Raw genomic sequence first — 11,333 nt, forward strand, 5'->3', positions numbered from 1 at the left:
GTGCCCGGGGGCCGGTGCCCCGTACGCGGGTCCGGACGCCTCCTCGGCCTCCTCCGCGTACCCGTACGCGGAGCCCACCGAGTCCGGGCCCCCGCGCCGCGGCGTACTCGGCCGCGGCCCCGCCGCCTCGTACCCGGCGAAGAGCGCGCCGAGACCCGCAGGAGGCTCGCGCCAGCCGGACGGCGCGGGCACGGGCTGCCGACGCCCGATGCGCACCGAGTGCAGACGCGGCACCCCGGTGGGGCGCCGCAGGTCGGCGGTGGACAGGCCGATGCGCACGCCGGTCCAGTCCTCTCCGGTGCGCTGCGCCACCGAGGCGCGCAGCACGAGCTGTCCGCCGCCTCCGTCCTGACGGTGCGTCAACCGGTAGGAGGGCAGCCAGATCGCTCCCGGCACGCGGTACTCGATCTCGACCTCGGCGTGGGCCTCGGCGGCACCGTCCAGGGTGAGGACGGCCGACACCGTGGTCCGCACGGGCGCCGACGGCCGGTCCGTGGAGGCGCGTTCGAGGCGGTCCGTGGCGATGTCGAGCTCGTGCGTGACCATGCGGAGCTCCTCGTCCAGCTCGACGAGTCCGGCGTGCAGGGCGGTCAGCCGCCCGTCGACGAACTCCGCGAGCCCGAGCCACGCGTCGACGGGCGTGCGCCGGTGCGGGTCGTCGCGCTTGCGCGTCGGGGGAACCGGGCGCAGCGCCGCGACCTCGTCGATCCGCCGGGCCTGCCGGCCCCGGCGGGCCTCCACGGCAGCTTGCCGCTCGCGCAGCGACTCGACCTCGCGGAGCAGGTCCAGGGGCGCGTCGGGCGCGGCCGGTTCGGCGTCGACGACGACCCGCGCCTCGGTGACCCGCACACCGGACGACCCCACGACACGGGCCCGCAGCGACCCCGGCTCCAGCACCCGGGGCAGCCCGCTCACCCGCACCCGGCCGTCACCCGGCACGCCGCCCCGGGCCAGCCGCACGCACACGGCACCCCGCGCGTACACCACCACCGACGTGAGCTCCGAGGCCCACGGCTGCTTCGCCGCATCGTCCGTCATCGCGCTTCCCTCCCCCGTACACCGCCGGGCACGGCCCAACTCCGGCTCCGGCTCCGGGGAAGACTACGCGGTGATCTTCGTGCGGGAGGGGCGCATGCGGTTGTCGGCACAGTGGCATGCAGCGGCATGCAGTGGCATCGACGGTGTGTGCGGACCCGGCCGGTTCAGAGGTCGAGCACGTGCGGCAGCCCCAGCCGGTAGCGCGTCCGGTCGGCGGCCTTGAGCTCCGCGAAGCCCGGCGGTTCGGCGCCCGCGAAGAGTTCGACCTCGTCCGCCCCGTCGGCACCGGCCGCGGCCAGCACACCGTTCGCGGCACGCCGGCCCGCCTCGTTCGCGGTCTCCATGCACGTGAAGTCGACGTTGGCGCGGGTGCGGACGTGGTCGCCCGCGAGGAAGAGGTTGGGGACGGCGGTCACGGCCTCGGCGCGCAGCTCCCAGGACGAGACGTCGTTGAGGAAGTACGTGTCGTCGTTGGTGAGTTGGCCGTCCGCGCCACGGGCGACCGCCGGGTCGAGGAACCAGGAGTGCGGTGCGGCGTCCGGCAGGACGTCGTCCCCCAGACCCTCCTTGAGCTGCGCCCAGACCTCCTCCGCGATCTCCTTCGGCGTGCACCGGCGAGCGGGGCGCCCGTACAGCACGCCCGGCGTCTCCCAGTCGGAGATCACGACGGACAGCGACTCGGCCGCCGACCCGTCGCCCCAGGTCCCGGCGTAGGGGTCGGACCAGAAGCGGGACTGTCCCACCGGGCACAGGGCCCAGGGGGAGTCCATCAGGCTGAGGTGGGCCAGCGGCCCGCGGAACGTCTCCTTCAGATAGAAGACGATGCCCTGGCACCAGGTCGTGCGCAGCCGGTCCATCGCGGCGAGCCGCGGATCCGCCGCCCTGATGCCGGCGGACCACAACTGCCGTACGCGGTCCACCGGCAGGGCCGCGACGAACCAGTCGGCGTCGATGCGGGCGGGACCGGCCGCGGTACGGGCGCGGGCGCCCGCGATGCGCCCGTCCGGGCCGAGGTCGAGGGCCTCGACGTGGTGCCCGGTGACGAACCGGACCCCCAGCGAGCCGAGATGACGCACCCAGGGGTCGACGAACCGTTCACTGGTGGGCCCGTCGAGGATCCGGTCGAAGGGACCGTCGGGGCCGAGCCCGAGCAGGGCGTAGAGGATCTTCGAGATGCCCTGCCCGCAGGTCCGTGCACTGGCCGTCTCGGGGCGCAGCGCCTGGATCACCTTCGCCGAGCCGCCCCACATCACCCGGTAGAACTCCGACTTGCCCGCCGCCTCGATGAAGTCGAGCCACCGGGTGTGCTCCCACTGCCCGAACTGCCGGTCGTCGCAGCTCGTCATGAGGATCGCCAGCTTCCGGGCGAGCAGCACGACCTCGTGCGGCAGGAGGTGGGGCACGGTCCGCAGCAGGCCTGCCAGGACGACGGGCAGCGTGCCCGGGTCCAGGGTGCGGGTGGTGGGCGGCAGCGTGGGCAGGAACAGGTCGCCCTTGCCGTCGTTCCGGTTGAACGCGAGGTAGGGGACGGTCGTCAGGTTGTCCCAGACACCGTTGGCCCGGTCCTCGAAGGGGATGCGGCGCATCGTGTCGGGGAGGTTGGTGTAGAAGCCGAAGAAGCCCCGGTGCCCGTGCTCCCCGGGCAGATCGCGGCGGCCGCCGGCCGCGGTGCCGGCCACCGGGATGCTGCGCGCCTTGCCGCCCCACGCCGCTCGCCGGTCGTGGACGGTGACGTCGAAGCCGCGCTCGGCGAGCTCGTGCGCCGCGGTGAGCCCGGCGACACCGCCGCCGAGCACGGCCACCGTCCTGCGCGGCCGGGACAGCGGCGCCGCCCCGGCCCGCGACGGCCGCAGCCCGAGCGCCCCCGCCGCCGCCAACGACCCGCCCGCGCCCAGTACCTGTCTGCGTCCCGGCACGATGCCCTCCCCCGGACAAGTGGTGTCGCCGGGACGCTAGGGGCGGCCGCGCGAGAGCGGAACGAAAGGCCCGACATGTTCGCAGGGTTCACACGAAACCGTTCCCACGAATCCGGCGGACGGAAGGAGAACACCGGGCCACGTCCGTCGCGGAAGGGGGCCGGTCCGTGCCCGCCGGACGCTTGTGCGGCCCCTCCGATGGCTTCAAGATGCAGGCATGTCTGAGCCAGCGGCAGCGCCCGCAGCAGCGCCGGGATCCTCCACGCCCTCCGTACTCGCCGCCCTGGTGGCCGGGTTGCGGGGTGGCGGGATCGAAGTCGTCGACCTCACCGCGCCGTTGTCGTCCACCACGCCGGTGCTCCAGCTGCCGCCCCAGTTCGGGCAGACGCAGGTCTTCGAGCTGGAGGAGATCAGCCGGTACGACGACCGGGGGCCCGCCTGGTACTGGAACAACTTCCGTACCGGCGAGCACACCGGCACCCACTTCGACGCCCCCAACCACTGGGTGACCGGACGGGAGCTCGCCGACGTCGCGTCGGTGCCCGCCCACCAACTGGTCGCCCCCGCCGCCGTGCTGGACTTCACGGACGAGGTCGCCAAGGACCCCGACTTCCTCGTCGAGGTGGAGCACGTCCACGCCTGGCAGAACCGGTACGGCGCGCTGCCCGACGGCGGCTGGCTCCTCGTCCGCACGGGATGGAGCAGTCGTTCGCACGGCCAGGAGGCGTTCCTCAACGCCGACGAGAACGGCCCGCACACGCCCGGCCTGTCCGCCGCGTGCGCCCGCTGGGTCGCCGAGGAGTCGCCGGTGATCGGACTCGGCGTGGAGACGGTCGGCACGGACGCGGGCGGGGCGCACGGCTTCGAACCGCCCTACCCCTGCCACTCGTACCTCATGGGCAGCGGCAAGTACGGCCTCACGCAGCTCCAGAACCTGGCCGGCCTGCCGCCGACCGGCGCCGTCGTGATCGCGGGACCGCTGCCCATCGTCTCCGGATCCGGGGCGCCCGCACGCGTCCTCGCCCTCGTCGAACGGGCGGGGCAGGCGTCGTGAACGTCGCCGAGGCGGTCGGCCGGGCCCTGGTCGCGGCCGGGGTCGGGCAGGTCTTCGGTGTGGTCGGCTCCGGCAACTTCCACGTCACGAACGCGATGACGGCGGCGGGCGCCCGGTTCGTCGCGGCCCGCCACGAAGGCGGCGCCGCCACCATGGCCGACGCGTACGCCCGGGTCAGCGGCACCGTCGCGGCGGTCAGCGTGCACCAAGGATGCGGGCTCACCAACGCCCTCACCGGAATCGGCGAGGCCGCCAAGAGCGGCACCCCGCTCGTCGTGCTCGCCGCGGAGGCCACCCAGCCGCGCTCCAACTTCCACGTGGACCAGGAGGCGTTGGCGCGGGCCGTCGGCGCGCACAGCGTCCGGGTGACCTCGGCCGCCGACGCCGTCGACCGGGCCTGCGCCGCCGTGCGCCGCGCCGTCCACGAGCGGTGCACGGTCGTCCTGAACCTTCCGCTCGACGTCCAGGCCCAGGAGGTCGCGGACCCGGGCCGGGCCCTCGCGGCGGTCGTGCCGCCCCGCCCGCGCCCCGCCGCCGAACCCGCCGCGGACGACGTCGCGGCGCTCGCCGGCCTCCTCGCCCACGCCGAACGCCCCGTCCTCCTCGCGGGCCGCGGCGCGCGCGGCGCCGGCGCCCGCGAGGCACTGGAGGCGCTCGCGGAACGCAGCGGGGCGCTGCTCGCGACGTCGGCGGTGGCCCGCGGCCTGTTCCACGGCAACCCGTGGTCGCTCGACGTGGCGGGCGGCTTCTCGTCGCCGCTCGCCGCCGAACTCATCGAGGGCGCCGACGTGCTCGTCGCCTTCGGCTGCTCGCTCACGATGTGGACGACCCGGCACGGCCGGCTCATCGGTCCCGAGACGACCCTGGTCCAGGTCGACGACGACCCCGCCGCCCTCGGCGCCCACCGGCCGGTCCACCTCGGGGTCACCGGCGACACCCGCCTCACCGCTGACCGGACCCTGGCCGCACTGGGACACGACGACGGCCCCGGCTACCGCACCCCCACCACCGCCTTCGCCCTCACCTCGCGCCTGCGCTGGCGGGACGTCCCGTACGCCGACGAGAGCACCCGGGACCGCATCGACCCGCGCACGCTCAGCATCGCCCTCGACGACCTGCTGCCCGCCGAGCGCGTCATCGGCGTCGACTCGGGTAACTTCATGGGCCACCCGACGATGTACCTGGCCGTCCCCGACGCACAGGGCCTCTGCTTCACGCAGGCGTTCCAGTCCATCGGCCTCGGCCTCGCCACCACGATCGGCGCGGCCCTCGCCCGCCCCGACCGGCTCGCGGTGGCCGCTCTCGGTGACGGCGGCGCGCTGATGAGCGCCGTCGAACTGGACACGGTCCGCCGGCTCGGACTGCCGATGGTGGTCGTCGTCTACAACGACGACGCGTACGGCGCCGAGGTCCACCACTTCGGCCCCGACGGATTCCCGCTCGACACGGTCGAGTTCCCGCCCACCGACATCGCCGCCGTGGCCCGCGGCTACGGCTTCGAGGCGGTGACCGTCCGCACGCCCGCCGACCTGAAGGCCGTACAGGACTGGCTCACAGGGCCGCGGGCCGCACCGCTGCTCATCGACGCGAAGGTGGTGCGGGAGCGGGGGGCGTGGTGGCTGGAGGAGGCGTTTCGGGGGCACTGAGCGCGGTGGTCGACCGTGGCCGCACGGGCGCGACACGGCCTGGACGCGGCCCCGCGCTCCTGATGGTCCGCCCGCTCCCCGGCGCGCCCACCCGATAAGTCCCTTTCTTGTCGATATGCATGGTCCATGACCGTATTGGTCCTGGCCCACTTCGCCGTAGCCCTCTGCGCCGCGCCGCTCGTCCGCCGCGCGGGCCCGCGGGCCTTCGTCGTGCTCGCGCTGCCGCCCGCCGCCGCGCTCGGCTGGGCCTTGTGCCAGTGGGACGTGGTGACCGGCGGCGGGGCGCGGGGCGAGTCGTGGACGTGGATCGAGGCGTACGACGTCGACGTGGCGTTCCGGCTCGACGCGCTCGGGCTGCTCATGGTGCTGCTCGCCGCCGGGGTCGGCGCCCTCGTCCTGCTGTACTGCGTGAGCTACTTCGCGCCGGGAACGCGGCAGTTGGGCCCCTTCGGCGGGAACCTGCTCGCGTTCGCCGGGGCGATGCTCGGGCTCGTGCTCGCCGACGACCTGATGATCCTCTACCTGTTCTGGGAACTGACGACCGTCCTGTCGTTCCTCCTCATCGGGTACGACAGCGAGAAGCGCGCGAGCCGCCGCTCCGCGCTGCAGGCGCTGATGGTGACCTCGGTGGGCGGGCTCGCCATGTTCGTCGGGTTCCTGATGCTGGGTCAGCTGGCGGGCACCTACCGGATCTCCCGCATCCTGGAGGCGCCGCCCGCGGCGAGCGGCACGCTCTCGGCGGCCCTCGTGCTGATCCTCGCCGGGGCGCTCGCCAAGTCGGCGATCTGGCCGCTCAGCATGTGGCTGCCGAACGCGATGGCGGCGCCCACCCCGGTGAGCGCCTATCTGCACGCGGCGGCGATGGTGAAGGCGGGCGTCTACCTGGTGGCGCGGCTCGCCCCGGCGTTCGCGGACGTCGCGCCCTGGCGGCCGGTGCTGCTGACGCTCGGCACGGCCACGATGCTGCTCGGCGGCTGGCGCGCGCTGCGCCTCAACGACCTCAAGCTCGTCCTCGCGTACGGCACCGTCAGCCAGCTCGGCTTCCTGATCGTGCTCGCCGGCGACGGCACGTACAACACCGGTCTCGCCGCCGCCTCGATGATCCTCGGGCACGCCCTGTTCAAGGCGCCGCTGTTCCTGGTCACGGGCATCGTCGACCACGCGACCGGCACCCGCGACCTGCGGCGGCTCTCCGGCGTCGGCCGGTCGCTGCCGTGGGTGTGCGCGGTCGCCGCGGCCGCCGCGGCGTCGATGGTCGCCCTCGTGCCGATGCTCGGCTTCGTGGCGAAGGAGGCCGCGTTCGACGCGCTGCTGCACGGCACCGTCGCCGAACGCTGGGTGCTCGCCCTGATCGTCGTCGGCTCCGCGCTCACCACCGCGTACACCCTGCGCTTCCTGTGGGGCGCCTTCGCCCGCAAGCCGGGCGTCCCCGACACCCCGGTGCACCGCGTCGGCCCCGCCTTCCTCGCGCCGCCCGCCCTGCTCGCCGTCGGCTGCCTGCTGCTCGGCCCGGGGGTCGGCTGGGTCGCGGACCTCTTCGAGGCGTACGCGGCCCAGTACACCGCCCCCGCGCACCCCTACCACCTGGCGCTGTGGCACGGGTTCGGGGCGGCGCTCTGGCTGTCCGCGCTCGCCTGGGCGGGCGGCATCGCCCTCTTCCTCGGCCGCGACGCCGTGGTGCGCGCCGGCCAGATGCTCGCCTGGCCCAAGGCCGACGAGTGGTTCGGCCGCACCGTCCTCGGCCTGGAGCGGACCGCGCTGCAGGTCACCGGCTCCGTGCAGAAGGGCTCGCTGCCCGCGTACGTCGCCACCGTCCTCGGCGTCATGCTCGCCGGACTCCTCGCGGTCCTCGCCACCGACCGGCCCTGGCACGGCGTCCCCGCACCCCGCGCCTGGGACACCCCGTGGCAGGCCGCCGTCGGCGCGCTCACCTGCGCGTGCGCCCTGATGTGCCTGGCCGTGCAACGCCGGATGAAGGCGGCCGTCCTGGCCGGTCTGACCGGCTACGGCACGGCGCTCCTGTACGTCGTGCAGGGCGCGCCCGACCTGGCGCTCACCCAGTTCGGCGTGGAGACCGTCTCGACCGTCGTACTGATCCTCGTCATGCGGCGGCTGCCCGTGATGTTCGGCGAGACGCTGCGCTCGTGGCGCCGGACGGCCGCGTTCCTGCTCGCGTTCGGCGGCGCCGCCGCGATCGCCTGCGCGGTGTGGCTGGCGGCCGGGGCGCGGACCGCGGACCCGGCCGGCGCCGCCATGACGGAGGAGACCGCCCACCACGGGCTCAAGGACGTCGTCGCGACGATCCTCGTCGACTTCCGCGCCTGGGACACGATGGGCGAGTCGGCCGTCCTCGCGGTCGCCGTCCTGGGCGTCACGAGCCTGCTCTACGTGCACCGCAGACAGGGCCCGGCACCGGGGCCGCCGCCCGCGCTGCCCGGCGGAGTGACGGCCTGGTCGCTGGCCTCGCGCGCCATCCGGGTGCCGGACGAGTTCCTGCAGACCGCGCCGGAACGCAGCTGGCTGACGGCCGGTGACACGCTCGCGCCCGAGCACCGCTCCGTCGTCTTCGAAGTGATCGCCCGGCTGGTCTTCCACCCGATCCTGATGCTGTCCGTGTACCTGCTGCTGTGCGCGGAGAACCTGCCCGGCGGCGGATTCGTCGGCGGGCTCGTCGCCGGAGTCGCCCTGATGATCCGTTACCTCGCGGGCGGACGCCACGAACTGGCGGCCGCCGCCCCGGTGCACCCCGGCTTCTTCACCGGACTCGGCCTCGCCCTGTCGACGGGCGTCGCGCTCCTCGGCCTCGCCGACGGGACGGTGCTGCACGCCTGGACCTGGCACGGACACCTGCCGCTGATCGGCGACTGGCACATGGGCACCGCCATCCTCTTCGACCTCGGCGTGTACCTGCTGGTCCTCGGCGTGGTCCTCGACGTCATCCGGGCCCTCGGCTCGAAGATCGACCAGCACACCGAGTACCGCGCCGGACTCGCGCTCGCCGCAGACGGCGCGGGGGAGGGGACCCGGTGACCGTCAGCCTCACCCTGCTCGTCTGCGCCGTCGTCCTGACCTCCGTCGGCGGCATCCTCATCCACACCCGCAGCCTGACCCGGGTCCTCGTCGGCGTCATCGTCTGCGGCAACGGCGTCAACCTGTTCGTCCTCGCCACCACCGGCCGCGCCGGGGTGCCGCCGCTGCTCTACCCCGGGGTCGCGCACGCCCGCGTCACCGATCCGCTGCCCCAGGCCATCGTCCTGACCGCCGTCGTCATCACCCTCGCCACCACGGCGTTCGTGCTCGCCATGGCGTACCGCAGCAGCCAGCTGACCGGCTCGGACTTCGTGCAGGACGACGTCGAGGACCGGCGCGTCGTGCTGCGCGCCGAGATCGCCGCCGAGCGCGCCGAACTCCGCGAGCTGCACCGCGACGAGGGTCCGAGCGCCTGGCGCGACGAGCGCCGCGAACAGCGCCACCGGATCCGCGCCGAGCGCGCCTTCCAGGCCCGCGCCCGGGACGCCCCCGGCGACCTGTGGGACGACATCCTCGGCGCGGACCCGCGCCCGCCCGCCACCCCGGAACGGCAGGAGAACGACCCCCGGTGAACGCCCTCGTCCCGCTGCCCGTCGTGCTGCCGCTGACCGCGTGCGGCCTGAGCCTCTTCATCGGGCCCCGGCTGCGCCTGCTGCACCGGATCATCGGCATCGGCGTGCTCGCCGCCGTCCTCGCCGTCGACGTGGTCCTGCTCGTCGAGGCCGATCGCACCGGACCGCTCGTCGTGCACCTCGGCGACTTCGCCCCGCCGGTCGGCGTCACCCTCGTCGCCGACCGGCTCGCCGCGCTGATGCTGACCGTGTCCGGCGCCGTCACCCTCATCGTGCTGGTCTACGCGCTGGGCCAGGACATGGCCGACCGGGAGGAGAGCGCCCCGATCGCCGTCTTCCACCCGGCCTATCTGGTCCTCGTCTCCGGCGTCTCGCTCACGTTCCTCGCCGGTGACCTGGTGAACCTGTACGTCGGCTTCGAGATCATGCTGATGGCGAGCTTCGTGCTGCTCACGGTGGGCGGCACCGAGCCGCGCCTGCGGGCCGGTTCGACGTACGTCGTCGTCTCCCTCGTCTCGTCCCTCGTCTTCCTCGTGGGCATCGCCGTCGCCTACGCCGCCGCGGGCACCGCCAACTTCGCGCAGCTCGCCGTCCGGCTGCAGGATGTCCCGCTCGGCGTGCGGACGCTGATCGAGGCCCTGCTGCTCACCGTGTTCGGCGTGAAGGCCGCCGCGTTCCCGGTCGCCGCCTGGCTGCCCGACTCGTACCCGACCGCGCCCGCACCCGTGACGGCGGTCTTCGCGGGACTGCTCACCAAGGTCGGCGTCTACTCGATACTGCGCGCCGAGACCCTGCTGTTCCCCGGCAACCGGCTCTCCGTGCTGCTGATGGCCGTCGCGTTCGCGTCGCTGCTCATCGGCATCCTCGGCGCGGTCGCCCAGACCGACCTGAAACGGCTGCTGTCCTTCACCCTCGTCAGCCACATCGGCTTCATGCTGTACGGGATCGCGCTCGGCAGCCGGGGCGGCATCGGCGGCGCCATCGTCTACACGGCGCACCACATCACCGTCCAGACGACGCTTTTCCTGGCCGCGGGACTGCTCGAAAAGCGCTACGGGACAACGGAGTTGACGCGCCTCGGCGGTGTCGCCAGGGCCGCGCCGCTGCTGGCCGCGCTCTGGTTCGTGCCCGCGATGAACCTCGCCGGGATCCCGCCCCTGTCCGGTTTCCTCGGCAAGCTCGGCCTGATGCGGGCCGGTGCGGCCGACGGCGGCAGCGACGCGTACGTCCTGCTCGGCGCCTGCGCCGTCGCCAGCCTCCTGACGCTGTACGTGGTGGCGAAGGTGTGGAACCTGGCGTTCTGGCGGGCGGCGCCGTCCGCACCGTCCCTGGAGGGCAGTGTGCTGGAGGACTCGGACGACTCGGCCGACGGCGGCTCGGGGACGGTCACCGCCGTCTGCGTCCGCACCACCGCGCGGGTGCCGCGCGTGATGACGGGGGCGACCGTCGGCGCCGTGCTCCTCGGCCTCTCCTACACCGTGCTCGCGACGCCGCTGACCGGCCTGGCCGACCGCTCGGCCGCCGAACTCCTCGACCGCACCCCGTACGTGGAGGCGGTGCTCGGCCAGTGAGAACCTCCGCCCCGAAGGCCCCCGCCCGGCCGCGCGCCCGCCGCCTCGATCCGCCGCTGATCGCCTGGCTCACCGTGATCTGGATGCTGCTGTGGTCGGGGCCGACCTGGGGCAACCTCTTCAGCGGCATCGTCGTCGCGGTCGTCCTCTGCCTGGTCTTCCCGCTGCCCACCGTCGAACTCGCCCTGCGACTGCGCCCGTTCGGCATCGTCCGGCTCACCGGATACCTGGCGTACGACATGGTGGTGTCCAGCATCACGGTGACCCGGCAGGCGCTGAGCAGGCGGGGGCGGCCCGCCGCGGTGATCGCCGTGCGGCTGCGCTGCCGCACCGACCTGATGATCGCGGCCACCGCCGTCGCCGTCTCCTGCGTGCCGGGCGGCGCCCTCGTCGAGGTGAACGGCTCGACCGCCACCCTGTACCTGCACATCGACGACGCCGACGACTCCGGCGTGGTGGACCGGACCCGGCGGGACGTGTGGCGTCTGGAGGCGCTGGTCGTCCGG

8 protein-coding genes are annotated in these 11,333 nt (G+C 74.1%); 6 read left to right on the forward strand and 2 right to left on the reverse strand.

Translation table 11 applies throughout. The features are described 5' to 3' along the window. Together M4J07_RS43020 and M4J07_RS43025 are read right to left on the reverse strand one after the other, a co-directional pair. Positions 1-1,038, reverse strand: a 1,038-nt coding sequence (locus tag M4J07_RS43020; RefSeq protein ID WP_255981844.1) for a DUF4139 domain-containing protein, incomplete at its 3' end; no start/stop codon positions are given. Positions 1,039-1,202: 164 nt separating this feature from the next. Continuing rightward, positions 1,203-2,954 carry a hydroxysqualene dehydroxylase gene (locus M4J07_RS43025; protein ID WP_255981846.1) on the reverse strand — a complete coding sequence of 584 codons (1,752 nt, stop codon included), beginning with the start codon at positions 2,952-2,954 and terminating at the stop codon, positions 1,203-1,205. 217 nt (positions 2,955-3,171) lie between these two features. Here M4J07_RS43025 and M4J07_RS43030 point away from each other — a divergent pair, with 217 nt between their 5' ends. The 6 genes from M4J07_RS43030 to M4J07_RS43055 all read left to right on the forward strand — a co-directional run. Then, positions 3,172-4,008 (forward strand): cyclase family protein, encoded by an 837-nt coding sequence (locus M4J07_RS43030; protein WP_255981848.1) that lies wholly within the window; start codon positions 3,172-3,174, stop codon positions 4,006-4,008. Beyond that, complete coding sequence (locus tag M4J07_RS43035; protein ID WP_255981850.1) at positions 4,005-5,654, forward strand: thiamine pyrophosphate-binding protein; 1,650 nt, start codon at positions 4,005-4,007, stop codon at positions 5,652-5,654. Before M4J07_RS43030 ends, M4J07_RS43035 begins: the two co-directional genes overlap by 4 nt. A 126-nt stretch (positions 5,655-5,780) precedes the next feature. After that, positions 5,781-8,684: a Na+/H+ antiporter subunit A gene (locus M4J07_RS43040; protein ID WP_255981852.1), complete on the forward strand. Its 2,904-nt coding sequence runs from the start codon at positions 5,781-5,783 to the stop codon at positions 8,682-8,684. After that, positions 8,681-9,256, forward strand: a complete 576-nt coding sequence (locus M4J07_RS43045) for a Na(+)/H(+) antiporter subunit C (protein WP_255981854.1) — start codon at positions 8,681-8,683, stop codon at positions 9,254-9,256. Before M4J07_RS43040 ends, M4J07_RS43045 begins: the two co-directional genes overlap by 4 nt. Then, positions 9,253-10,827 (forward strand): Na+/H+ antiporter subunit D, encoded by a 1,575-nt coding sequence (locus M4J07_RS43050; RefSeq protein ID WP_255981856.1) that lies wholly within the window; start codon positions 9,253-9,255, stop codon positions 10,825-10,827. Before M4J07_RS43045 ends, M4J07_RS43050 begins: the two co-directional genes overlap by 4 nt. Next, the coding region (locus tag M4J07_RS43055; protein WP_255981858.1) for a Na+/H+ antiporter subunit E at positions 10,824-11,333 on the forward strand (510 nt) is incomplete at its 3' end. The genes M4J07_RS43050 and M4J07_RS43055, both read left to right, overlap by 4 nt.

Origin of the sequence: Streptomyces longispororuber (genome assembly GCF_024448165.1) — a bacterium.
Classification (GTDB): Bacteria; Actinomycetota; Actinomycetes; order Streptomycetales; family Streptomycetaceae; genus Streptomyces; species Streptomyces longispororuber_A.

What these genes read in the sequence shown, in the direction of transcription:
- M4J07_RS43030 (WP_255981848.1), top strand. Translation starts at nt 3,172, where the DNA reads ATGTCTGAGCCAGCGGCAGCGCCCGCAGCAGCGCCGGGATCCTCCACG.
- M4J07_RS43040 (WP_255981852.1), top strand. Translation starts at nt 5,781, where the DNA reads ATGACCGTATTGGTCCTGGCCCACTTCGCCGTAGCCCTCTGCGCCGCG.